Origin of the sequence: Corynebacterium kroppenstedtii (assembly GCF_016894245.1) — a bacterium.
Lineage (GTDB): Bacteria > Actinomycetota > Actinomycetes > Mycobacteriales > Mycobacteriaceae > Corynebacterium.
This window is the reverse complement of record NZ_CP069792.1, coordinates 1,782,412-1,806,839: the sequence shown is the minus strand read 5'-3', so window position 1 is coordinate 1,806,839 and position 24,428 is coordinate 1,782,412. Positions and strand designations below refer to the sequence as shown.

Sequence of the window (24,428 nt, the reverse complement as noted above, 5' to 3'; positions counted from 1 at the left end):
CCTCCACACCCTGGTGCCATCGGGTTCGAATACTCGCGAATCACAACAACGCCAGAAAGCAGGAAAACTGCTTCCCTACCGGCGGTATTGCGATTCCCGAGACCACATTCTCTCCCTTACCCTTCATTTTTAACGCAGAACAAGTCCTTGGCTTTCGCCGACGTAGCTGCTGCCACGTAGACAAAAAATAAGGCTTTAACGGCTTTAACGCGTTAAAGAAGTGGGCGTGATGGTCACGCGAAGTCAATGGTCATACGGCGAAACCACGTCGAGGCGTCAACGGTGTCATGCGGCTGTGAGACTCTAAGCTCACCGCCACGGTGTCCGTTATTAGCTCTACGCGGCCCACGTAGACACATTGCAACGGCTAATTGTACTGCTTAGAACGCTTTTCCCCAAGTCCTAAAAAACGACGCACTCTGGCGCGACTCGAATGAGAATCGAACGGGAACAGTTAAGTCGTCGCTCCTCGATTCTGGGTTATCCACAGGCCTCCAGTTATCCACAGAATGAGTGGTGACCGGCGGTCGATCACACCCCGATTTGTGTGAATAAGCGGACTCTTATGTCATGGCTTTGTCAACACCATTTGTTTCCAAGATTCGTACACGCAGTTCGCTGACCGTGTTGTTCACGGTGGTGACCATTCTGTGGGTCACGGCGCTCAGTCTTTGTCCTGCTCATAGCCCTGTTTTGATGGCATCAGCGAGCACGCGCCACACGACTGTAGCTCATGCGGAGGGTACTACCGACGAGACATCGCTCGACCGCGCCCCACTCACAGCGCACCACCATATCCACCGACATCGACTACCCGTGGCATCAAAGGTGATTCTTCCCTTCAAAGCTCCACCAGAGCCCTGGTTGTCGGGCCATCGCGGTGTTGATCTTGAAGCCGCTCCTGGCACACCTATTCGAGCGTCTATGTCGGGGACCATTGCATTCGCTGGGCAGGTTGGTGGCCGGCCGGTGGTATCGATCCAGCACGCAGACGGTATCCGGACCACGTATGACCCTGTAATTTCTCAACGCTCCCGTGGCGACGTTGTCCGCAGGGGTGACATTATTGGTGTCCTTGCCAACGAGAATGAAGCGACTCACGGCCCAGGGCTTGGTTGGGGAGCAAAAATCGGCGAGAGTTACATCGACCCTCTAACTCTCCTTGGCCGATCAGAAGTGAGGTTGAAGCCTCAATGAGGGAGGCCAACACCAGGATCAGTCTCGACGCGACCTGTGCGGTGCAAACGACGTTCCGACAGGCAATGTACGGCCACGCGACGGCCGGCCTGACAACGTCCGGTCACGCCCGAGGGTGGGCTTGGTTAAACACCGCTTTCAAGCGCTCTGAATCAACATGGGTGTAAATCTGCGTCGTTGCTAGCGAGGCGTGTCCCAGCATTTCTTGGACAACTCGAAGATCCGCTCCCCCTTCAAGAACATCAGTGGCCGCGCTGTGCCTGAGTGCGTGTGGGGAAACATCCCCGCCCGTCACGGTGGAGGTCGCTTGATGAACAACCGTTCTGACTTGACGCGGGTCGATCCGGCCACCCCGTTTTCCTAGGAAAACAGCCTGATCGGCGTCCTTATGATGCCCGTGATCAGCGATCACGGGCCGTCCGACATCCATCCACCGCTTCAGTGCTCGCACAGCAGACTCCCCGAAGGGGACGACACGTTGTTTATTGCCTTTTCCCAGAATGGTGACCGTCTGTCTCGCGAAATCTAGGTCGCCAATGTTGAGCCGACACAGTTCAGATACTCGCACGCCGGTGCCGTACATAAACTCGACCATCGCGAGATCGCGGAGCGCAATGGGGTCCTCTTCTTCCGCACCAACTTCCAAGTTGTGAAGTATCTCTGCAGTTTGATCAGCAGCTAAGACACGCGGAAGCGTTTTATCCGGTCGTGGCGACGACAAGCGGGATGCTGGATCGCTTTGCACGATTCCTCGGTGTTCAAGCCATCGGCCGAAATTCCTCACCGCTGAAGCTCGACGCGAAAGACTCGATCGCGCATGCCCGGCGCGCAAAGCATCCGCCTGCCAGCGTCGAATGTGGTGCAAGGTGAGCTGATCGACCGTCGTTAGCCCGTCGACAAGCGAGTGAAGATCGTTGCGATAAGCCTTGACCGTGTTTTCGCTACGTCCCTTGGTGAATGTGAGGAAGTCTAGATAGTCCTCGATAATGCCGTCCCACTGCGCCGATACGGCCGGTTCATTATCCGGCGCAGTATCATTCCGTTCTTTACTGCAACCAGTATCGGATGAATTCGGTGTTCCGGCCATGTATATCGAGTATAGGTGCCGAGACACGACTCCACCCAGGACATGTGATCACACCGAGTACGCGTTTACACCGAGGATGCAGCAGTGTCACGTTGCCAGAGATTTCCGGTCCGGCTAATCAGTCCCTTGTCTCTGAGTTCACACAAGATCGTCATGGTCTGTACCACGGGCAGCCCGGACGACGCGGCGATGGCGGCTGCGTCAGATCTCTTACCGCTTACTGCATCAAACACGCGTAATGACGGTCGATCAAGGCGCTGGACGTCCGTCGCGGGATAATCCATTTCTAGCTGGGCATCGCTATCCACTGTTCCCAAGGGACTCAGTGATTCGATGAGGTCCGCCCCGCTTTCAATCAATTCGGCGCGACCTTCGCGGATGAGTCGGTGACAGCCGTGAGATGATCGTGACGTCACTGCCCCGGGTACTGCGAACACCTGCTTGCCCATCGTTTCGGCCCAGCTCACGGTATTGAGCGCACCAGAGCGATAACCAGCCTCGATAACCACGACCCCTTGCCCCAAGGCCGCTGATAGGCGGTTCCTGGTCAGGAATCGATGCCGAGCCGGACGCGTGCCCGGGGGATACTCCGTGATCACCGCTCCTTCTCGAGCGATGTCATTGAACTCAGTTCTATGGGCTGCGGGATAGGTGACGTCGATACCGTGGGCCACGATGGCAAAAGTGGAATGACCGACGCGGAGCGCTGCACGGTGCGCGCTGATGTCGATACCGAAGGCGCCTCCCGAGACCACTGTCCACCCGTGAGTGGCGCATTCAGCGCCGATATCTGCAGCGACCGCATTCCCGTACCTTGTGGCAGCACGTGTGCCGACAACGGTGATCGCTTTCTCCGTCAAGGCCCGAGCATTCCCACCTTTCACCCATAACCCATGTGGCGGGATCGCATCATCGTGATGGGATTTCGCCCCATCGGCGATGCGGGAAACGTGAAAAGATTCGGCAAGTACTGGGCCAGGCCATGCGTCGTCATCGGGTGTGATAAAACGTGCTCCGACGGAGGCTGCGGAATGAAGGTCGGCCAGCGGTTGGAACCATTCATATCGCGACTCGGTGGCACTCAACACCTTGGGCGAAAGACTCGGATCACGACGAATAATCCGTACAGCAGCAGAAACCGGATCCGATTCCCCGCTTTCCCAAATCAGAGCCAAAAGATGCGCATTCGGCCCCTCCACAACTCGGTTGAGATAAGCCCACGCTTGATGCCGTGCCGCGAACTCGGGTGTGTCCTTAAAAATGGCCGAATGAACCAAAGAAGGCATTGCTTTATTCGACCCGCTTCCCTGTGTCACCCTCCCGCTCTCATAATCATCTGCCTGAACCGCCTGACAACTACTGTTATCGCCCAATGTTGTCTACCCCCTCATGTAAAGACTGTGCTTCATCAAAATGGTCGAGCGTCACGTGAGACAGCTCGAACCCCTCGTCCATCCCCGACAAACCCACATCACCAGCGCCAAACGCCCCTGCCTCAAGATCCGCAATGGTGAACACCACCCGACACAACCGATCAACCCCTCGCTGGGTTACCGCATCCGTTCGTAATAAATAGTCGACGTAACTGGCCACCATCGGGACGGTGCTTAACCACTCGCGGATCCATTTTCCTGGGACGCGGGAGTTCGTGATCGGCCCCAAACCGGCGGACTCCCATCGTCGCCTCGCACTCATGTGGGCCTGACATACTCGCCGTCGTATCGATTCTGACGATTCACCACGACGCACCGACGACACCACGGATCCCTTCGGAGCCGTCGTCACAGCAAGATCAATTCTGTCTAGGAGTGGGCCCGATAATCCGGACAAATACGTCGAGCGAACACGACCTGTACACCGACATTCCTGAGGCGTTGCTGCACCACAGGGACACGGGTTAGCTGCCATAATCAGTTGAAAATTCGATGGATACACGACGGAAAAACGATTGCGTGAAATCCGCACATAGCCCTGCTCAAGTGGCGTGCGCAGAGCATCGAGGACGCGAGCTTTCATCTCCCCCACCTCGTCGAGAAACAAGACACCGTGATGTGCCCGACTGATCGCGCCTGGCCGCGGACGCCCCGAACCCCCACCAATAAGGCCAGCGACTGAGATCGAATAATGCGGATCCACAAACGGAGGACGAGTGACCACATCGGTCATCGTCTCTGACGACAACGAATGAATCGCCGTCACTTCAAGGCATTCTTGTTCACTCAACGGCGGGAGGATTGTGGGCACACGCGCGGCCAACATTGATTTCCCCGACCCAGGAGGCCCGATGAGAAGCATGTGGTGGCCACCAGCGGCAGCGATTTCGATACCGCGCCGGGCTAGTTCTTGACCGAAAACTTCCGACATGTCCAGCGTCTCGTCGCCTTGGCCGGGCGCAGACGATACGCGGTGATGCTCGCAGCGAATACACGCGTGCTGCACAGCTTCTGAAATCAAGGCCGATTGATCGCTCGTCATCGGTTGTCCCGTGCATACCCACGCCCATGCCGCGCGCAATGAGGTCACAGCCCACACCGAAATACCCGCAACTAAGGAGGCCTCCGCTGCGTTGGACGCGGGAACAATGGCGGCCGTCATTCCCTGGTCACGCGCTGCGATCACGGCGGGGAGCACACCAGCAACAGAACGGACATCACCGTTCAGTCCCAGTTCGCCGATAAAGACCGTCGAGTCAAGCCGAGCTTTTATGTCTCGGTCACGTGTCTTCGAGCCACTCGATCCATTCGTAGACCTGCTGGCATTCGAGGCTAAAACCGCGATCACCAGAGCAAGGTCATAGCCGGATCCGTTCTTTGGCAACGACGCAGGCGAAAGACCGACAACGATCTTCGTTTTTGGCCACTCGAGGCCGGAGTTTCTCGCCGCTGATCGGATGCGGTCGCGCGCCTCCGATACCGCCGTATCCCCCAAACCGACGACGTTCATTCCGGGTAAGCCCGGACCAGAATCCGCCTCAATAGAGATAGGAATTCCGGATACCCCTTGAAGGGCCACTGCGTAGGTCCGCCCGACTGTCATCACGCCACCTCTTCAAAGTGCTCGAGCGAACAACGCCATGGCATACCGTCGCTAGGGGGATGAACTGCAATGTCGATCAAATCGATACGAATGAACTGGGGATGGATGTCAGGGTGAGCGGTTAGCCACTGGCTCTTTCCCGCCGAAGAGTCTGCTGCTTCTTCCGCGTTATGGCCTCAACTCCTCCACCGAAAAACTGGGTTCGACGCGTTTTGACCTCGACGACGGCGCATACCGTCGGTGAGTTGCCCGCGCTGCTGTTCATCGTGGCGACGATGTCCAACTCGCCACCGCGAAAGCGCCAATTCCTGTCGACGATGACGAACCCTTGGCGGACAAACCATTCGGCTGCGCGATCTTCGCCCCACCGGCCTAAAAGCTGAGTGGAACAACTCCCTACAAACGCCGACACGTAATCGTCGTCAAGACAAAGCTGTGTCTGTGCACTACCGTCAGTCCCCACCGCGACCCCCTACTACTGATGCCAGTCATATCCGTGTAGGCGATAGCTTCTCATAAAAAATCCCCAGCGACGTCGGCATTCGGTGTGAATACCATGCGTCGCTGGGGATAACTTCCGGCCTGGGGATAACTAGGTAACAAACACACTATGTAGAGCACACAACGTGCTACCGCCTCTATACGTACTCTGAGCACGTGGGCACAAGAGCACTAAAAGAACTCTAAAAAGGCGCTCGAACGAGAGCGCTCTGAAAGCACTCTCTCAATTCTCGCTAGCGCGAATCGACCTAATCCGGAAGCTGGATATCCGGCTTGTCTAGCTCCTCAATATTGACATCTTTAAAGGTGATAACACGCACGTACTTAACAAATCGAGCGGGCCGATACATGTCCCACACCCAGGCATCCGACATCCGAACTTCGAAATAGACTTCCCCGTTCGAATTATTAGGTATGAGCTCCACCGCATTAGCTAAATAAAACCGACGTTCCGTTTCCACGACATACGAAAACTGGCTTACCACGTCGCGGTATTCGCGATACATGGATAATTCGACGTCGGCCTCGAAATTTTCAAGATCCTCAGCACTCACTGAAACTCAATCCTCCACAGCAGATCCGGATATACGACACAATGTACGTCAATTCAATAACGGTCAGACGATCAGATCGAATGATGAGCACGATACGCACCTACCACCTCGGCCACGTTCCGATAAGTGTAACGATGCTCGGGCGTCCCGCCGTGGAGGCGCACCGCGTCAATATGTTGAGCAGTCCCGTAGCCTTTGTGCTTTTCAAGTCCATACCCGGGGTAGCGTCCCGCGAGATCGCACATGTAGCGGTCACGAGTAACTTTTGCCAACACGCTTGCGGCAGCGATGCACCGGGCGGCCGAGTCCCCACCGATGATGGGAAGATGCGGTTGGGTTAACCCATCGACTCGCATGGCGTCGGTAAGAACATAATGAGGGCGCTCATCTAATGCACCCACGGCACGTCGCATTCCAGCGATATTCATGGCTTGGATTCCATACTTATCGATATCCACAGCCGGGATAAGAATAACTGACCACGATTCAGCGCAATCTTTAATGATCGGGAATAGTTTTTCTCTCATTGTGGGAGAAAGTTTCTTCGAATCAGTCAGCTTATCCAGGGGATGAATGGGCTTTGCCGGTAGAATGCACGCGGCTACAGCCATCGGGCCGCAACACGCTCCCCGACCTGCCTCATCCACACCTGCGACGGGACCTAGCCCCGCTTTGACCAACGCATGCTCATATGTCCGGGCTTGTGGCATACGGCGAATTCGCGTGGCCTGAATATTCAACCGGGCGCCAGCATGGTGAGCACTACCATGCTTGCTTGTGTCTACGCATGTTCTTACCTGGTTAAAGCTACGCGAGTGTCCGTCAACCAGCAGACCATCCCCCAGCATCTTCAGCGCACCTGATCCCCTACGACTGAATCTGAGGATGCTTCACAGTCCCTAACCGATTAAACGGCAAAATACGAGCATCAACGCGACCAATCACATTATCCACCGGAACAGTTCCTTGGTACTCATCCCCCACATGGAACCGAGAATCTCTGGAATTGGTCCGGTTATCTCCCATGACCCACAGATGGTCCTGAGGAACTTTCACAGGTCCAAAGTATTCACCTCCGCAGGCAGTCGAGCCACCTTTAGTATCGACACTCCGGGAAGGCGGGTTCATAATATACGAATTATCAATATACGTTCCGTTAACTTTGACCCCTTTATCACCAGGCAGGCATTCCACTGTCTGGCCACCAGTCGCTATCACACGTTTAACAAGATCATTTTCGTCTGGGGCCACGAGCCCGATATACGAGCCTAAGTTTTGAAAACCACGGACAATTCGATTACTCGATCTACTCGTTGTATACGCATTATCCCAGGAGTCAGGCCCCTTAAAAACAACCACATCACCGGGCTTGGGGTCCTTAAAGTCATACACCATTTTATTGACAAAAATTCGGTCATTATTGCAGTCTGTACATCCATGCAGCGTGGGCTCCATGGATTCAGAAGGAATGACATAGACCCTCCCCACCACTGCTTGAAAAGCAATGGTCGCTATGAGCGCAATCGCGATAATAATGGGGACATCGATATACCATGGACGCTCAGAACGGGGCGACTGTTTTCTCGCGCGCTCGGCTTTCGACGGAGCAGCGACACGACGTCGTGCCGAATAGCTTTGAGGCCTGTTGCTACCGCGAGGATGCCGTTGCGCCCGTAGTCGCCTGCTGTCTTGCCTGACCGAGGTGTGTGACGGCTGGTGCCGACCGCGTCGCCCATCGGATGACGAGCGATCGATGCTCGTCCTCGACGCACGTAAACGCTCGGGGCTCGTACGGGGGCGCCAGCCCGGTGGGTTAGTTTCGGTCACAGGCCGTCATAGTACCAGCAGAATTCAGCAAAACATGATGTCTCCACTGCGATGGCGGATCGCAGTGGGGCAACAACTTTGCCGAGTCCACCGCCTATGACGTCGCGAACAAAACGGCGGGAACACACGGAACTGCGACATCCCGGCCCAACGCGTTCATCGCATAAGCAATAACACGCGGATTAGTCGTGTACGAAAGGTGATCGCCATAATCCTTATTGCATCCGTCTTGCGTCACAATGTTGCTGACATCAACGTCTTTGCCCGATTCGGCAGCCGTCGTAAACTGCGCATGACTTGTCGGCGTGACAACCAAATCAGCATGAGACGAAATGGATACGTACTTGACCCCAGGAACCTCAACGTCGCTCATCTCATGAGTCATGAAATCTGATCCAGTTAAGAGGTCATTCGACGCCGGGCCACCCAGCGCACCAACGACAGTGCTGATCGGCAATCCAGCAGCGTCCAACTCCTGATAGAGGTGGTTCACTCCGACCAGCGTGGTGCCTTTGAGAACACCACCGAGGGTGATGACCTTACCGACGCCCTTACCCTCTTTACGCTTGGTGTACGCGGCAGCCATCGAGCCACCCTCGGAGTACCCGATGATGTCAACATCGCTACCCCCTAGGTTCTCACGAATCGCATCAATCTTGGCGGTAACTTCATCCACGCTATCCGCCATCGGGTTAAGGCCATTCAGGCCAGGGATCAACCCGGGTGCCGTCGCGTTATCTGCCGTCATCGGCCGCGGGTCACCGTAATTGAATCCATAGACACAGAACCCTGCAGCTGCGAGTTCCGGAGCCATCCGTGCATATGTCGAATAGAAATTCGAGTTCAAACCGTGAAGCAAAACAATGGGATTTTCACCGGGGCGAGGAGTACATTCCACATTTGCACCTTGAGGAGCCAAAGCCGGATTCGCCATGCCCAGCAATGTCGCCTGAACAAAGCTATCCTCTTTTGGTCCGTGGCCGACGGTTTCAGCCCATGAGACATTCGTCGCCGCAGGAACATCAACCTGTGTCGTTATGGGTTTAGCTGAAGCCTGTGGGTTGGTGCCGACCACACCTGTCATTCCGGCGATAGCAGTAGCGGCAGCAAGGACACACGCGGCCACTTTCTTCGTCGACGAGTGAAGCGATGAGAGCATTATGAGCCTTTCGCACAACCTTGCACTCGACTCGACGTGATCAGAGTTTATTCACTGCGACTGAGTGCAACGTGTATTCGATCCAGTAATAAGAAAGTTTCAACAGTTCTCGATGACAGGAACACGACTGCAACGCTTTGGGAACGTCACCGGTTGTCATACCGGTTTCGCGGGCAGCACTGCGGTAGTAGCTCACAGCCATACGAGAGGGGAAACTGAAGAACCAACATTCAAACTACCTACGCAACCGTAGAAAAAGGCTCATCCTACGAAAATCACCCCTGTTTAAGGTGAGGTTCCCCGCTTTACGCCGATGGTTTCTACGTAAACGACGTTTTTTACGCCCACATATTCGTGAGCATCGTTATGTCAGGCCCGGGGATTGATGGGTCAATCACCGCCTCTACCTCCCCTACACTGACCTACACCCGACCCCTTTCAGGCCAACCGCACAATGAGTAACGGGCCATACGACACAATTGGCATCAAAAAAGACCAATGCGATGTGCCTGAGCACTCACATTGGTCTTCATTGTCACACCACCGAGGTGGTCAACGACGGACAGCCGATTAACGACGTTCCTTAATCTTGGCTGCCTTACCACGCAGGTTACGCAGGTAGTACAGCTTGGCCCGGCGAACGTCACCGCGGGTCAAAACCTCGATGTGGTCGATATTCGGTGTGTGAACCGGGAAAGTACGCTCCACACCGATGCCGAACGACACCTTGCGGACGGTGAAGGTCTCACGGATACTGGAGCCTTGGCGACGGATAACAACGCCGCGGAACACCTGAATACGTGACTTCTGCCCCTCGATGACCTTCACGTGGACATCAACGGTATCGCCGGAGCGGAACTCCGGAATATCGTCGCGCAATGATGCAGCATCAACCTTGTCAAGAATGTTCATGAATACGATCCTTCGTAGTCGGAGCAGAGGAACCTAGCGGCACTTCCCTGGAGGGCGCTCGGCCGGTTCGTACCCAGTACATATTTCACTGTCGAGTTACGCAGAGTGCTATGGGATAGTGCCGTGCAGCATCCCAGGACCAACGTCGATTGTTACGACGATGGCTTTTATTACAACGATGACTTTCGCTTGCACTCGGCGAAACAGACAACCCCGAAATTATTGCACTACAGCAGTATTTTCTTCAACTCAACCGACGTAATCGGTGTGTCTACCGAAGCTTGAGCACCGGATCTCGGCCTATACTTCCCGTTAATCAGCAATGGTCACCTCATTGCCGCCCGTCACTTGCCAAACCCGGCGCGACGAAGGGCATCAGCCATGGAGCCACCCTGCTCACGTCGGGTACCCGCTCGTCGCCGACCACCCTGATGAGCCTTGCGGCCACCCTGGTAGGACTTACGCGAACCCTGGGCACGTCGATGAGACGAGTGACCGCGACGATCTCGGCGGTCCTCGCGATCATCGCCTTGTCGACGTTGACCCCGAGAGCTAGAGCCCCCAGTGCTAGAGCGCTGACGTTTCTCTCCCGGCTCGTCGTTCAACCGCAGAGACAACCCAATCCGCTGCCGGTCTGTATCAACGTCCATAACTTTGACGCGAACCACCTGGCCTGACTTCACAACATCGTGCGGATCCGACACAAAACGATCACTCATCGCCGACACATGGACGAGCCCGTCCTGATGGACTCCGATATCGACAAAGGCTCCGAAGGCGGCAACATTCGTGACCGTCCCTTCAAGCACCATTCCCGGAGTTAAATCAGAAACCTTTTCTATGCCCTCTTTGAACGTTGCGGTCCGGAACTCCGGACGCGGATCGCGACCCGGTTTATCGAGCTCAGCGATGATATCGGTTACCGTCGGAATCCCGACAGTCCCTTGGGCAAACTGAGCGGGGTCGAGCCCACTGAGTACTCGAGAATTGCCCATCAAGTGGTCCACATCTAAACCAGTCGCATCCGCAATGATCGAGACAACACCATACGACTCAGGGTGTACTGCCGACGCGTCGAGGGGCTGCGAACCCCCACGGATACGCAAGAAACCAGCACACTGTTCAAATGCTTTCGGCCCCAGGCGCGGAACCTTTGTCAACGTTGTGCGCGAATCGAAAGCACCATTGTCCTCCCGGTACGCCACAATGTTCTCGGCGATGGTCGGCGTCACACCCGCCACACGGGTCAGCAGCGGAGCCGACGCGGTGTTCAAATCAACCCCCACCGCATTAACCGCGTCTTCCACCACAGCGTTGAGAGCATCGGTCAGGGATGACTGGTTGACGTCATGCTGGTACTGCCCAACACCAATCGATTTTGGGTCAACCTTGACCAACTCGGCCAAAGGGTCTTGCAAACGGCGAGCAATCGACACCGCCCCACGCAACGAAACATCGAGATCAGGGCACTCTTTACTCGCCAGTTCCGACGCCGAATACACGGAGGCTCCCGACTCTGACACCACCACTGGAGTCGGAGCGTCGCCCCCCAGCTCTTTCACTTTGGCCGCCGCCTCGCGAGAGAGTTTTTCTGTCTCGCGACTAGCTGTTCCGTTGCCGATAGCCATCAAGGCAACGTGGTGGCGTGCGCACATCGTCGCCAATTCTTCGATAGCCGCCGAGCACCTGTTCTGTGGCTGATGGGGGTACACGATCGTCGTATCCAATACTTTCCCCGTGTCATCAACGACCGCCACTTTCACGCCATTGCGGTAACCGGGGTCGAGGCCGATCGTCACCTTCTGGCCCGCCGGAGCAGCAAGTAAGACGTCGTGAAGATTCTTCGCAAAGACCTCTACCGCCGTTGCTTCCGCTTTTTCTTTCGCCCGCATCCGGGCATCCAAGCTCGCGGAAACGCTCAGTTTCGTTCTCCAACCCCACTTGATCGCTTTCTCAATCCAGTCTGCCGCGGGGCCATCACTGTCAATAGTGCTCCCCAAGTCCGCATCGTCGGTAATAAGGCCAATATAGGGATCATCGTCGCCTGGATCGACCGACAGGGAGATGATCCCCTCACGCTCACCACGCAACAGGGCTAACACCCGGTGCGACGGCACATCCGAGAGCTGCTCTGCGAAGTCGAAATAATCCCGATAAGTGGCCCCCTCCTGTTCTTTGCCCTCCACAACGTGAGCCTCGAGGGCACCAGAATCCCACACTCTATCGCGAATATGGCCGACGAGATCGGCGTTCGTTGCTAAGCGGTCGACGAAAATAGCGCGAGCACCCTCCAGCGCCGCTTTCGCATCTTCAAACCCCTCGGTTGTATAGGTTTGCGCGGCCGATTCCGGCTCCAGGGTGGCGTCGTCAAGTAGAGAGTCAAGCAGTGGCTCAAGACCAGCTTCACGTGCCTTATCTGCCTTCGTCCTGCGGCGCTTTTTATACGGCAGATACAGATCCTCTAAGCGAGCCTTCGTGTCGCACTGTTGAATGAGATCACGCAACTCATCGGTCAGCTTGCCCTGATTATCAATCGCTTCGAGAATCGTGTGCTTGCGATCCTCAAGCTCCCGCAGATAGGTCAAACGCTCCGACAGGGTACGAAGCTGGGCGTCATCGAGACCGCCGGTCATTTCCTTGCGGTAGCGAGCAATAAAGGGAACCGTATTACCTTGGTCCAATAAGTCAACAGTCGTGCGGACTTGTTGTTCAGTTACACCTAATTCATGAGCGAGGGTCTGAATAATCACCCGACCGATGGTAGCCGTTGTGCTCCAGCCACTCATCGTCAGCATGGTTCAGAAGCCCCGCAGCCCGGCAGCGCTCAATCAAATCTGGCCGACGTTGGGCCGTGATTTCCAAGGCGCGCTCGCGATTCCACTGATCGACCTTCGCGTGATCACCCGACAGCAAAATATCGGGAACGTCGCGACCACGCCATGACCGCGGCTTCGTGTACCTAGGCCCCTCCAACAACCCCTCAGAGAACGAATCCTCCTCATGACTGCGCCGATTACCAAGGACCCCCGGGATTAGACGAACGATCGCTTCAGCCATCACTAACACAGCAACTTCACCGCCGACCAAAACGTAGTCGCCGATCGACACTTCCTGAACCCGATAATGGCTGCTGGCTTCTTCAAAAACGCGCTGGTCGATCCCCTCATATCGACCACAGGCGAAAACGAGGTGGTCTTCCTGCGCTAGCTCATGCGCGAGCTCCTGGGTAAATGGAGTACCTGTCGGGGTTGGTACGACGAGTACCGGCGTTGACGAGGCGTGCCCCGAGTGGCCAGCGTGGCCAGAGCGATCACTCTCGACGACCTGCCCCGACGAACCACTGATGCCGTCAGATGAATGATGGAGGTCGTCGTGCCTGGGTTGGCGCCGGTGAGCCTCGGCTGTGACAAGGTCCGCGGACTCAGCGGCGGGACCAGTCCCCTGGGCGACGTCGTCAAGCGCGTTTCCCCACACGTCGGGCTTCATCACCATGCCCGGGCCGCCACCATAGGGTGAATCGTCGACGGACTTGTGAACACCCGAGGCCCACTGCCGCAGGTCGTGAACACCGACGCTAATGATTCCCTGCTCGATTGCTTTACCGAGCAGGGCGTGCCGCAAGGGTTCCATATAGGCGGGAAAGATGGTGATGACATCAAGCCGCAGGTGGTGAGGCACGGTCGTTTCCTTATCCATCCTGTCCTCCTACGGTAGGTCCAACAATCCCTCGGGCGGGGTCACAACAATGGCCTCATTGTCGATATCGACGATCGGTACAATCGCCTGGACAAATGGAATGAGGACCGTCCGCGGCGCACTCTCGGACGCTGCGTCGCCAGCGTCTGCACCGTCGGACTCGATCTCCACTTCCAGCAAGCGCTGGGCAGGGCCGCGCAACACATTCTTGACAATTCCGACATCCTCAGGCTCTGGTTGAGCCCCCTCATAGGCTCGCGCGTGCGCTTCCTCCGCACTCACTGGACCCACAGTGAGGACGTGAAGCCCTTCCAACTCGAAGTCATAAAACTCGTCGTCGGAGTGGTCGATAACCGGCTCTGCAACGAAACGCACTCCGCGCAAAGACTCCGCGGCATTCCGATCCGCAACTTCCTCAGCCTTCATGATGATTCTGTCTTGGTGCCCCCGAATCGACGCCACGGTCAAAGTAAAAGGCTCCTGAGATCCGCCATTCCGACGCTGGCGCCCACCTACAGGCATAGCCTTGACGATGCTTCCCACCGCGAAGCGCCCCTCGGGGTCATCAGTGGTTGGTTCGACGACGAATTCTCCCCGGACCCCATGTGGCTTGACGACGCGACCGATCTGTACGTAATTGGGATCGTCCGCGGAATTATCATGCTTGGTCACGACGTCATTATCACAAAATCATGGCCGCGGAGCGAATACGTCAACGAATCTCTATCCGAGTATCGCGATCGAGGCTGCGCAGAATAGTGCGCAGTGCCTCGGCGTGGCGCCCTTTGCGTCCGATCACCATGGCGCGATCGTCGGGGTGGACGTAAACAATAAGAACGTGCTGCCGCCCCCGATAGGTCGTCCGTACTGTCACATCGTCGGGGTGAGGAACAATGCCCCGAACAAGGTGGAGAACAATTTTTTCTTCCGACGACGTCACCTCTGATGTGGTGCGGCGGAGATCGGAGGGAGATGCATTCGTCATAGCTGCCACTATAGTTCCTACGCCCCTAGGGAACTGGTGCGAAACAAAAACCGGTGCGCAGAATCACTCTGCACACCGGATAAGCACACGCTACACGTGGTGAGGCTCAGCCTCACATAACGTGAAACTACTCAGCTGATTCTTCCTCAGCCTTCTCTTCAGCAGCTTCCTCAGCTTCGGCTTCTTTAGCTGCAGCTTCCTCAGCAGCCTTCTTCGCAGCCTTACGCTTTTCAGTGATGGCCTCCAGAGTCGGGCCGTTGTTGGCCTCAGCAAGAGCCTCGTTGAAGAGGTCCAGCTTGGACTTCTTCTCAGGCTGAGCCTTCAGGGTGCCCTCAGCACCGGGGAGGCCCTTGAACTTCTGCCAGTCACCCGTCACCTTGAGCAGAGCGAGCACGGGTTCGGTCGGCTGAGCGCCAACGCCCAACCAGTACTGGACGCGCTCCGAATCGATGCGGATCACTGAAGGATCTGCCTTCGGCTCGTAGATGCCCAGGTTTTCGATAGCGCGACCCGAACGGCGGGTGCGGGAATCGGCAACGATGACACGGTAGTGCGGGGTACGGATTTTACCGAGCCGCTGCAACTTAATTTTGACAGCCATATTCTTCTTTCTGTGGTCACCGGGCAGTGCAGACACTCCCTACCGAGAGGGAGCCGGTTCAGCCCTTGGATTTAACCTGCGCGTGACCACCGGTCGGCCGTGGCCGAGGACGGTGTTACGCAGGAACGCTACGCGCTGTCCCATCGGCACTACTCGCGGACGAGTACACCGAAACAGACAACTTTCCGAATGCTAGCAGATCACACCCGAATTGCCGAAACACCGCACAGCGTTACTTATCTGCGTTACTCATCGGCGTGACTTATCAGCGCTACTTCTTCCGTCGGCCCTGAGAGCCTTGCCCGAAGTCGAGGTTGTTGAGGTCGATATTTTCCATTCCCTTGGGCAGGTTCTGCTGCCCCATCCCAGGCATACCGGGCATTCCACCGCCCATACCCATCTGCTGCTGGAGCTGCTGCAGCTGATCCATGTTCGGCATCCCGCCACCACGCTGCGCCGCAGCACGGTTCTTATTCTTGTTCTTGCCCTTCTTCCCCTTCTTGCCCTTGCGGCCTTTCTTCTGCTTCTTTGTTGCGCTCCCCCCGCCCATGCCGAAACGGCTGGTCATTTTGCTCATCATCTTCTTCGCCTCGAAGAAGCGCTCAACCAGCTGATTAACATCCTGAACGGTCACACCCGAGCCAGCAGCAATACGACGGCGTCGCGACGCATTCAATATTTTCGGATCATTACGCTCAGCGGGAGTCATACCGCGAATAATGGCCTGGATGCGGTCGAGCTGCTTTTCGTCGACCATATCGGCCATTTTGGACATCTCGGAGCCGCCCGGAAGCATCTTCAAAATGGCGCCCATCGGTCCCATGCGACGCACCATCAGCATCTGCTCAAGGAAGTCATCCAGGGTGAGTTCCCCAGAAAACATTTTCGACGCCGAACGCTCAGCTTCTTGCTGATTAATCTTCTGTTCAGCCTGTTCGATGAGCGTTAGGACATCGCCCATGCCCAGGATCCGGTTGGCCATCCGGTCCGGGTGGAAGACGTCGAAGTCGTCGAGCTTTTCACCCGTGGAGACGTAGAGAATCGGCTTCCCTGTCACCTCACGGATGGAGAGGGCCGCACCGCCTCGAGCATCGCCATCGAGCTTGGTAAGGACAACGCCGGTGAAATCAACGCCTTCCCGGAACGCGTCGGCAGTATGAACCGCGTCCTGACCGATCATCGAGTCGATCACGAAGAGGACTTCGTCGGGGTTCGTGGCATCACGTATGTCTCGCGCCTGCTGCATAAGGACTTCATCAATACCGAGCCGGCCGGCCGTATCGATGATGACCACGTCATGTTTGGTGCGCTGCGCTTCCTCAATACCCGCGGTCGCAACACCCACAGGGTCACCGTGTGACTGGCCCATCTCATGCTCGACGGTGTCCGTCCGGGTACCAGGATCTGGCGCGAAAGTTGGGACGTCCGCACGTTGACCGACGATTTCCAGCTGCTGGACAGCCCCCGGGCGCTGGAGGTCACAGGCCACCAACATCGGCGTGTGCCCCTGCTTCTTCAAGTGGTGAGCTAATTTCCCAGCCAGCGTAGTTTTACCTGCACCCTGCAGACCGGCGAGCATGATCACCGTCGGGGGATTCTTGGCTAACTGAAGGCGCCGGGTCTCACCGCCCAAAATGCCGATGAGCTCTTCGTTGACGATCTTGACAACCTGTTGAGCAGGGTTAAGAGCCTCTGATACCTCAGCACCCGTAGCACGTGCCTTGATGTTCTTAATGAAGGCGCGGACAACGGGAAGCGACACATCTGCTTCCAGTAAAGCTAAGCGAATTTCACGCGCCGTGGCATTAATATCTGATTCAGTCAGCCGGCCTTTACCGCGCAAACCTTTGAGCGCTCCGGTCAATCGGTCAGACAGTGACTCAAACACAGATTCTCCCCTGTTGGGTTGTCGGTCAATATCAGTGGGCGTCGAGCGCGCCTGCCACGCAATCCGGTGTCCACCGATGATGGTTCATGAACTCCCCTAGCATACAAGCTCAAGGCTTGCAGTACTGAGCCCGCTCGTATCGGATGAGCACAAATCGGTGCGACCCACCAAGGACTAGGCCCTATTTCTTATTATGGGCAAGCGTGGCAAAAGCCTGTTTAATGCAAGCAACGAAAATCGGCATCGCCCCGTAGTCCGGGTGAATGCCATCAGACTGCAAGTCACCGGTGTGTTTTTCTGCCACATCGGACCAGTCCGCCACAGTCACATTCGGATATTTCGCTGCTATCTTTTGGTACTCGTCCGTTACTTGTGGTTCCCAGCCAGCGCCGTATGTATTGACCAGAACGACGGTCCGCCCACGCTGAATCTCATCGATTTCTTGCTCAACAGCTTGAGGATCGCGGACACCCCAGTTTGTCCCCAGCGCAATAACGACGGCACGACGGATCTTCCCTTGGCGCTCCATATCTTGCATGATCGGAATAGCTTGCTCCCACGCACGCTCAGACTGAGCAACAATATCCACGCCGGGATAGTCTTTGACGATCTCAGGGGCCGTCGTGACAAGCATGGAATCACCGAACATGGTCGTGTCCTTGCCCTCCGGCGGAGTGTAGTCCACCGTGTCCGAGCGGTCTGTCCCCTGCCCGCCCGTCGCGCCAGCGCCACCTCCCGCAGACGTGCCGTCGCCAGTATTGACGAGGTGTTCATTTTCGGTGATTTTCTGTTCGACGAGTGTTTTATCTGGCGCGGTCGCGGCAACAGATACCGTGCATGCCGCCAGCGCGACGGGAACAATTAGAGTTGCCACAGCGGTCGGAGTTAACCGAACACGCCGTGCTGTTGTGGAACTCCGACGTGCCGACATCCGACGACCGTGACCGAGCTGAGTATCCGGACGTGAAACGAAGAGCCCACAAAAGGCGGCCCACGCGCCACGGAACCCTAAGCGCCTGATAGGAGTTTCCAGATACCGCAGGGAAATCTCACACACGATGAACGTAACGACGACAGCGCCCAACCGCACTGCCCACGATGCTGCACTATTGTCAGGTGTCGGGATGACGATTTGTGCGAGGATGATCAGCGGCCAGTGCCAAAGATAGACCGCGTAGGACCGATCGCCGAGCCACGACGCGGGGCGGGATGACATCAGCTGGACTAAGCCACCACGTTTCACCAGGAAGCTGGCGATCATGATCGCGGTCAGGACATTTGCCACGGCAATGCCGCCGTGGAAAGCTTCGGCTGAGCCGTCGCCAATGATGATCATGAGAACGATTAATCCGGCGCAGGAGAGCCAGCCGAGGACCGGCCCCACCGCGGACCAGAACCGGGTTGTGATGAAACCGCCGTCGGAGCGCGAGGCCTCGAAGGCTAGGGCGGCGCCGATCATGAGCCCGAAGAGGTGAGTGTCCGTTCCGTAATACACGCGCGTCGACGAATCCGGGCTAAAGAGAACTGCCATGCCGACGGCAGACGCCGCAGCGACGATAAGCAGGGAGAAAGACACCCGACGCCGGACGAACTGTCGTCGAGCTATCCAGACGAATACCCAGGGCCACAACAAGTAAAACTGTTCTTCCACTGCCAGTGACCAGAAATTCATGAACAGCTGGGGAACGTTGCGGGTGAAATAGGACGACCCGGCGGCAATCTCAACCCAGTTGTACGAGAAGGTCAAGACCCCGACTATCTGAGGCGCAATGCGCACCAACAAATCTTGGGCTTGTTCGGCCCATCGCGTACACAGCCAGGTCAATGGGACGACGATGATAATGAGGCTAACTAGGGCCGGGATAAGCCTACGCGCTCGTCGAATCCAGAAATTCGCCAAATTCGAGTGACCCGTTTTGTGGCGTTCGCGGATCAACAGCGTGGTAATCAAGAACCCCGAGACGACGAAGAAGACGTCGACACCCATGAACCCGCCGGGCAGCAGATCGGGATCAAGGTGGAAGAGGAGGACCGAGAGAATCGCGATAGCGCGGAGACCATCCAATCCCAAGATCCGCCCACCGGGAAGGGTAGGCGACACTCGAGTGGGCTGGGCTTTCGTGCGACGGCGGGTGCCCTGGCGTGAGCGCGATGTGCGGGACCGTTCAGGTGCCTGCGACGCTGGCCGGACACGATGACCGGCCGAGGTGGAAGCCCTGTCGAGGCCGTCGTGATGAGTCTGGCGAGTGGCACCCGCACCGCGATCCGCCGATGAGTCTCGGGTGACAGACGATGATTCTCGTTTGAGGAAATCTGCTTCGGGACGGCGTCTGCGGGCCTCTGCTAGTGCTCCTGCCCGTATGGAATAAAAATTGTCACTGGGTAAGCGGCGTCCGTGGCGGTCTAAGCGTCCCCGGGTGTATCGCTGGGGATAATCTGTTCCCCCGGCATAGCGGGACTGTGCATTGTGGGGAGGTCGTGTTTGCTGGTCACGGTCGTGACGATTGTGGGTCGCCGAAGCCCTCTCCGAGTTCTGGTTAGTACGGGAATCATGACGACCATCAGAGGGCGACCATGTGACACGGGCCTCACGCCTCGGCTGTCGGCTATCACGACGGTGGTGTGCCACAAAAACCACCTTTCTGGAAAATCTCCACACAAAGCATAGCGGAAATAAAAGTTTACTGGAGAAATGCTGACAAAGCGTGACACCTATCGCGTGTCCATCACTAAAGCTAATTATTTTAGGTACATAAGGTACCTGACTAGCACCAGCAACGACACTAAAACCGCAACAAGCCCTCGAGCGTATGAGGACCCCGACCCGGTTGCACGGTACTTACTGATAACGACTTCTATCGGGCTTAGTGTCAAAGGCCCTTATTACCGCGGACACGCACCCAAGGCTCCAATACTTTAGTCACCAAGAGCGTGCCTAATCCGCATTACCGCAGCGTCCTTCTCTTTACGAGTAAGCCCCGGCTTCACACCAAACTGATCAACGACCGTATCGGCAAACGTCGAGACCGTTGCCCAACGAAGCTCCGGAAGAGCCCCAATTACAGCAGCTAAAACACCTAAACGGTCCCGGGCGCGGACCTCGAGAATGTCGCCATTCCACACCAGTTCGGCATCGTCTTTGGTGAAGGGAAGACGCGTTTGTCGAGATTTTTGCTGCGCATAGAGCGATTGGAGAACGGAGTTATCGGGCTTACCCTCATGTACTGGGTGCAGAGCAAACATCGCGACGGTTTGGGTCAATCCCTTGTCGGTAGGCTCGTCACACATGATGCGGGCTTGCAAGATGTGCCATTTGCGGTCAAGCATCAGGTTGATAACACGCTGGAGCGCGGAGGGGTCGTCGTCGTCAAGGATCAAGCGCCAAAAGTGCTTGTCATCCTGTATTTCTACCGGCGAAGACGTCTCTTTCAGGTCAACGACGTCAGCCGCGAAATCTGGGTGTTGCACGGGTGCGATGCGCATCTGCGAACGAGCCACGCGGGCTACGCGTCGGACAGAAGCAGCAGCTCGCGGGGTCCACACGGTGGGACCAGTCCCCTGGGCATCACATGCGGTGAGCACCTCGAGAAGGTCAAGAACCAATGGGCTGCTATCAACGCAAGCGACCAGCTCATGCGCGGTCTCCGGATCATTGGGATCCTGGTTCACAGCGAGCCGCATCAGATCCGTATGGTGGGCAACCAACAATTCCAGCACGCGCGTATCGGCGGGATTGAGGCCCATACGTTGAGCAGCATTTTTGACCATCCGTGCACCGACCGCGCTATGGTCCTCGGGATTATCCTCATCCCCCGTTCGCTTGCCCAGGTCATGGTACAAAGCAGCAAGCAGAAGAAGATCGGGGCGGGGAACATGGATCGTGTTTTCTGCGGCTTGCTTCACCACCGCGAGCGCGTGCTTATCCAAAGTCAACACGTGGGTTCGTTCCCGCGGCATGACTCCACGAATCCGGCGCCACCCAGGCACGATTGGTTCCCAGAGATTGTGTCGATCCATGGCTTCGACGACGTCGTTTGTTCGATCTCCACCAGCAAGAATCGCGCAAAAATCAGAGAGTGACGATGACGGCCAGGGCTCGGGCAACGGAGGGCAGGACTCTAGCCGCGTCCAGACGGCTTCACCGACGGGGAGGCCTGTTCTCGTGGCGGTGGCCGCTACGCGCAGAGGGAGACCGGGATCGTCCATCTTCGCCGAGCGAGCTAAAGCGATCTGTCCTCCATGATCCACCACACCTTCGTCGAGAGGACGCCGGATGGGGCGACGAAGGGCCGTGCGTGACGGTAGAGCCGCGCGTGCCGTCGAAAAACCGATCGTCAATGCGGCGTCAATGTTTCGTGCCGCGGCGGCAACCTCTTCGGATAACGCATATCGGTCCCCGCGCCCCATGGCGACGGCGATATCGGCTGCAAACTCGGGATCGAGGATGTCGCGGGCACGACGCACGGAATCATGCAAAAGTGTGCGTACGTCTAATAACAGCTGATAGTCCGTCTCAGACACAGTGGCATTAGCAACCTGCGCGAGAGCTAGCGCACGCAACAGCTGGGCGTCACGAAGCCCGCCACGACCGTGCTTGAGATCTGGGCGGGTCATCGCGACAACCGATCCCGAGCGGTGCCATCGAGATGCTGCTGAAGCAACCAAAGAGTCAAAGCGTTGAGGGATGGAGGTCCGCCAATCCGCCATGATTTTCGCCCTCGCCGAGCTGGCGAGTTCTTCGTCACCGGTGACGAAGCGAAGGTCCACCAACGATAGCGCGGCGGTCATGTCCGCCGATGCCGTCGAGATCATTCCCGACACTGTCCGCACGGAATGATCGAGCGGAATGTTGCGATCCCACAACGGGTACCACACCGATTCGGCGACCGAGGCCACCACATCCGATTTGATGCCGTCCGCGTGCAGCAGCGTCACATCGAGATCGGAATAATGAGTCATTTCGCGACGGGCAAAAGATCCCGTTCCGCACAGCGCGAAACCATCGGGTAAGTCGCACTGACTGAGCAGTTCTTCATAGGCACCCGTGACTGCCTCCCGAACCGACGCCGGCGACGACGGAAGGCCGTCTGAATTATTCCCATTCAACTGCCCTGAAGGCGCAGTTGGCTCGTGCCGCACCCCGGCCAATCGCTGTCCTCTACTTGTTACGCCCACTTGTTATACAGCGTCCTCACCGCGTTCCGCCGTCCGGACTCGCGCGACATCATCGACCGGTGTTACCCAAATCTTCCCGTCACCGATCTTCCCGGTACGGGATGCGGAAATAATTGATTCAATGACGTCGGAATACAAATCATCCGACACAACAACTTCAATCTTTATCTTTGAGACGAAGTCAACTGCATATTCAGCCCCACGATAAACCTCGGTATGCCCTTTTTGCTGCCCAAATCCTTGGACCTCAGTAACCGTCATGCCACGCACGCCGATATTTTCCAAGGACTCCTTAATATCAGTGAGCGTAAAGGGCTTCACAATAGCGGTGACAAGCTTCACGATCATCTCCTCCTTATCTTTGCTCGGTCTCTCTGTAGCTCGGGATCATTCCTATAGCTCGGTCTTAACGTGGTCACTCACTAAAGACCCGACTGTATATCTATGCGTTAGTGGGCTGTGTCTCGTGCCCATACACCGTACGCCATTCATTGAATCGACACCGCCTACCGAATGTCCATTCCGACAAAGTCATAAGCGGTCTCACTATGCATAGCGAAGTCAATTCCACCTCGTTCAGCGGAATCGTCGATACGCCACCCCATGGCAGCCGAGAGAATAGTTCCGATGACTGTGGTGATGATTGCCGTGAACACCATGGCGACGACTGCGATGACCACCTGAATGATGAATAACCGAAAGCCATCTGCCCCGCCGCCTGTCAAAAGCCCAGCGTGGTCTTTCGCTAGCAAGCCGACGCCAACCGTTCCCCAAATACCCGATAGGAGGTGAACACCGACGACGTCTAAGGAGTCGTCAAACTTTAGTTTGTACTTGAGGCCAACTCCGTAGGCCGAAATAACTCCCGCGATAGCACCGAGGATGATCGACGTCACAGGGGTTAAGTTTCCACAAGCCGGCGTGATAGCAACCAGACCAGCAACGACACCGGATGCCGCACCTAGGGAGGTGGCGTGTCCATCTCGTATGCGTTCGACCGCAAGCCAGGCCATCATTGCAGCACAGGCCGCCACCGTTGTGTTGACCCACGCCAAAGCAGCATTGCCGTCCGCAGCGAAGGCGGATCCAGCGTTAAAACCGAACCAGCCAAACCACAGGAATGTCGTACCAATCATGGTGAGGGGAAGGTTGTGAGGGCGCTGAGGAGCTTTCAAGAAGTCACGCGACTTACCCACGATGAGGGCCAAGACTAAGCCTGCAACACCAGCGTTGATGTGGACCACTGTTCCCCCTGCGAAGTCGATCGGAGCGATTTTCGCGACTTTTTCGCCGTCGTCCATCGTTGTCCCGAATAACCACGCAGCAAGGCTGTGATCAGAGCCGGACAGCAGACCCCCACCCCACACCATGTGGGCCAAAGGAAAGAATGCGAAAGTGACCCACAGCACGGAAAACACGAGCCAAGTGGAGAATTTCACACGGTTGGCAAGAGAACCAGAGATAAGCGCTACCGTAATTACCGCGAACGTCAGCTGGAACGCGACGTCGACAATTTCGGGGTAGCCATTACTCCCCGTGGGGAACGTTCCATCGTCGGACGGGAGAATCCCTCGTAGCCCAAAGTTGGTGACTGGGTTAGCGAAAATGCCGCCGATGTCACCGCTGGAATACGACATCGAGTATCCCCACAGCACATAAATAACTCCGATTGCCCCGAGAGCCCCAAATGACATCATCATCATGTTGAGAGTGGACTTTTGACGTGACATTCCGCCATAGAAAAAGGCGACGGCAGGCGTCATTAACAACACCAAAGACGCGCTGATAAGCATCCACGCGGAATTGCCAG

At 56.6% G+C, this 24,428-nt stretch carries 20 protein-coding genes; 1 reads left to right on the top strand and 19 read right to left on the bottom strand.

Going from position 1 to position 24,428, the window contains the following annotated elements; translation table 11 throughout:
- Positions 1 to 696: 696 nt before the first annotated feature.
- Positions 697 to 1,197: a M23 family metallopeptidase gene (locus I6J23_RS07800; RefSeq protein WP_204581568.1), complete on the top strand. Its 501-nt coding sequence runs from the start codon at positions 697 to 699 to the stop codon at positions 1,195 to 1,197.
- A 103-nt stretch (positions 1,198 to 1,300) separates the two neighbouring features.
- Here the strand turns inward: I6J23_RS07800 and I6J23_RS07795 are convergent, their stop codons facing one another.
- The 19 genes from I6J23_RS07795 to I6J23_RS07705 form a co-directional block, all read right to left on the bottom strand.
- Positions 1,301 to 2,284: a tyrosine recombinase XerC gene (locus I6J23_RS07795; RefSeq protein ID WP_204581567.1), complete on the bottom strand. Its 984-nt coding sequence runs from the start codon at positions 2,282 to 2,284 to the stop codon at positions 1,301 to 1,303.
- A gap of 65 nt (positions 2,285 to 2,349) precedes the next feature.
- Positions 2,350 to 3,570, bottom strand: coding sequence for a DNA-processing protein DprA (gene dprA, locus I6J23_RS07790; protein WP_204581566.1), 1,221 nt, complete (start codon positions 3,568 to 3,570; stop codon positions 2,350 to 2,352).
- Positions 3,571 to 3,646: 76 nt separating this feature from the next.
- Positions 3,647 to 5,320 (bottom strand): YifB family Mg chelatase-like AAA ATPase, encoded by a 1,674-nt coding sequence (locus I6J23_RS07785; RefSeq protein WP_239455052.1) that lies wholly within the window; start codon positions 5,318 to 5,320, stop codon positions 3,647 to 3,649.
- A gap of 121 nt (positions 5,321 to 5,441) precedes the next feature.
- Positions 5,442 to 5,783 carry a YraN family protein gene (locus I6J23_RS07780; protein WP_204581564.1) on the bottom strand — a complete coding sequence of 114 codons (342 nt, stop codon included), beginning with the start codon at positions 5,781 to 5,783 and terminating at the stop codon, positions 5,442 to 5,444.
- Between the two features lie 286 nt (positions 5,784 to 6,069).
- Complete coding sequence (locus tag I6J23_RS07775) at positions 6,070 to 6,375, bottom strand: DUF2469 domain-containing protein (protein WP_012731807.1); 306 nt, start codon at positions 6,373 to 6,375, stop codon at positions 6,070 to 6,072.
- Positions 6,376 to 6,446: 71 nt separating this feature from the next.
- Complete coding sequence (locus I6J23_RS07770; RefSeq protein WP_204582996.1) at positions 6,447 to 7,085, bottom strand: ribonuclease HII; 639 nt, start codon at positions 7,083 to 7,085, stop codon at positions 6,447 to 6,449.
- 157 nt (positions 7,086 to 7,242) lie between these two features.
- Positions 7,243 to 8,202 (bottom strand): signal peptidase I, encoded by a 960-nt coding sequence (gene lepB, locus I6J23_RS07765; RefSeq protein WP_239454869.1) that lies wholly within the window; start codon positions 8,200 to 8,202, stop codon positions 7,243 to 7,245.
- Positions 8,203 to 8,296: 94 nt separating this feature from the next.
- Positions 8,297 to 9,361 carry an esterase/lipase family protein gene (locus I6J23_RS07760; RefSeq protein ID WP_052722242.1) on the bottom strand — a complete coding sequence of 355 codons (1,065 nt, stop codon included), beginning with the start codon at positions 9,359 to 9,361 and terminating at the stop codon, positions 8,297 to 8,299.
- A 570-nt stretch (positions 9,362 to 9,931) separates the two neighbouring features.
- On the bottom strand, positions 9,932 to 10,273 hold the full coding sequence (rplS, locus tag I6J23_RS07755) for a 50S ribosomal protein L19 (RefSeq protein WP_204581563.1): 342 nt from the start codon (positions 10,271 to 10,273) through the stop codon (positions 9,932 to 9,934).
- Between the two features lie 344 nt (positions 10,274 to 10,617).
- Positions 10,618 to 13,059: a Tex family protein gene (locus I6J23_RS07750; RefSeq protein WP_204581562.1), complete on the bottom strand. Its 2,442-nt coding sequence runs from the start codon at positions 13,057 to 13,059 to the stop codon at positions 10,618 to 10,620.
- Positions 12,998 to 13,939 (bottom strand): tRNA (guanosine(37)-N1)-methyltransferase TrmD, encoded by a 942-nt coding sequence (gene trmD / locus I6J23_RS07745; RefSeq protein WP_239455051.1) that lies wholly within the window; start codon positions 13,937 to 13,939, stop codon positions 12,998 to 13,000. The genes I6J23_RS07750 and trmD overlap by 62 nt, the downstream gene beginning before the upstream one ends.
- A 39-nt stretch (positions 13,940 to 13,978) precedes the next feature.
- Positions 13,979 to 14,641 carry a ribosome maturation factor RimM gene (locus I6J23_RS07740; RefSeq protein WP_204581560.1) on the bottom strand — a complete coding sequence of 221 codons (663 nt, stop codon included), beginning with the start codon at positions 14,639 to 14,641 and terminating at the stop codon, positions 13,979 to 13,981.
- Between the two features lie 40 nt (positions 14,642 to 14,681).
- Positions 14,682 to 14,954 (bottom strand): KH domain-containing protein, encoded by a 273-nt coding sequence (locus tag I6J23_RS07735; RefSeq protein ID WP_052292482.1) that lies wholly within the window; start codon positions 14,952 to 14,954, stop codon positions 14,682 to 14,684.
- 127 nt (positions 14,955 to 15,081) lie between these two features.
- Positions 15,082 to 15,555: a 30S ribosomal protein S16 gene (gene rpsP, locus I6J23_RS07730; RefSeq protein WP_204581559.1), complete on the bottom strand. Its 474-nt coding sequence runs from the start codon at positions 15,553 to 15,555 to the stop codon at positions 15,082 to 15,084.
- Positions 15,556 to 15,826: 271 nt separating this feature from the next.
- On the bottom strand, positions 15,827 to 17,443 hold the full coding sequence (ffh, locus tag I6J23_RS07725; protein WP_204581558.1) for a signal recognition particle protein: 1,617 nt from the start codon (positions 17,441 to 17,443) through the stop codon (positions 15,827 to 15,829).
- Positions 17,444 to 17,624: 181 nt separating this feature from the next.
- The gene (locus tag I6J23_RS07720) at positions 17,625 to 20,072 is read right to left on the bottom strand and encodes an acyltransferase family protein (protein ID WP_204581557.1); all 2,448 of its coding nucleotides are present in this window, start codon (positions 20,070 to 20,072) and stop codon (positions 17,625 to 17,627) included.
- Between the two features lie 287 nt (positions 20,073 to 20,359).
- Entirely contained in the window at positions 20,360 to 22,582 is a 2,223-nt protein-coding gene (locus I6J23_RS07715) for a [protein-PII] uridylyltransferase (RefSeq protein ID WP_239455050.1), read from the bottom strand.
- 39 nt (positions 22,583 to 22,621) lie between these two features.
- A complete protein-coding gene (locus tag I6J23_RS07710; protein ID WP_204581555.1) occupies positions 22,622 to 22,960 on the bottom strand; it encodes a P-II family nitrogen regulator in 339 nt (112 codons plus the stop codon).
- 164 nt (positions 22,961 to 23,124) lie between these two features.
- Positions 23,125 to 24,411: an ammonium transporter gene (locus tag I6J23_RS07705; protein ID WP_204582994.1), complete on the bottom strand. Its 1,287-nt coding sequence runs from the start codon at positions 24,409 to 24,411 to the stop codon at positions 23,125 to 23,127.
- Positions 24,412 to 24,428: the final 17 nt, after the last annotated feature.

Excerpts from the sequence above, each read along its gene's own strand:
- I6J23_RS07800 (WP_204581568.1), top strand. The coding sequence starts at position 697 with ATGGCATCAGCGAGCACGCGCCACACGACTGTAGCTCATGCGGAGGGT.
- I6J23_RS07795 (WP_204581567.1), bottom strand. The coding sequence starts at position 2,284 with ATGGCCGGAACACCGAATTCATCCGATACTGGTTGCAGTAAAGAACGG.
- dprA (WP_204581566.1), bottom strand. The coding sequence starts at position 3,570 with ATGCCTTCTTTGGTTCATTCGGCCATTTTTAAGGACACACCCGAGTTC.
- I6J23_RS07785 (WP_239455052.1), bottom strand. The coding sequence starts at position 5,320 with ATGACAGTCGGGCGGACCTACGCAGTGGCCCTTCAAGGGGTATCCGGA.
- I6J23_RS07770 (WP_204582996.1), bottom strand. The coding sequence starts at position 7,085 with ATGCCACAAGCCCGGACATATGAGCATGCGTTGGTCAAAGCGGGGCTA.
- I6J23_RS07760 (WP_052722242.1), bottom strand. The coding sequence starts at position 9,361 with ATGCTCTCATCGCTTCACTCGTCGACGAAGAAAGTGGCCGCGTGTGTC.
- rplS (WP_204581563.1), bottom strand. The coding sequence starts at position 10,273 with ATGAACATTCTTGACAAGGTTGATGCTGCATCATTGCGCGACGATATT.
- I6J23_RS07750 (WP_204581562.1), bottom strand. The coding sequence starts at position 13,059 with ATGAGTGGCTGGAGCACAACGGCTACCATCGGTCGGGTGATTATTCAG.
- I6J23_RS07735 (WP_052292482.1), bottom strand. The coding sequence starts at position 14,954 with ATGACGAATGCATCTCCCTCCGATCTCCGCCGCACCACATCAGAGGTG.
- rpsP (WP_204581559.1), bottom strand. The coding sequence starts at position 15,555 with ATGGCTGTCAAAATTAAGTTGCAGCGGCTCGGTAAAATCCGTACCCCG.
- I6J23_RS07705 (WP_204582994.1), bottom strand. The coding sequence starts at position 24,411 with ATGCTTATCAGCGCGTCTTTGGTGTTGTTAATGACGCCTGCCGTCGCC.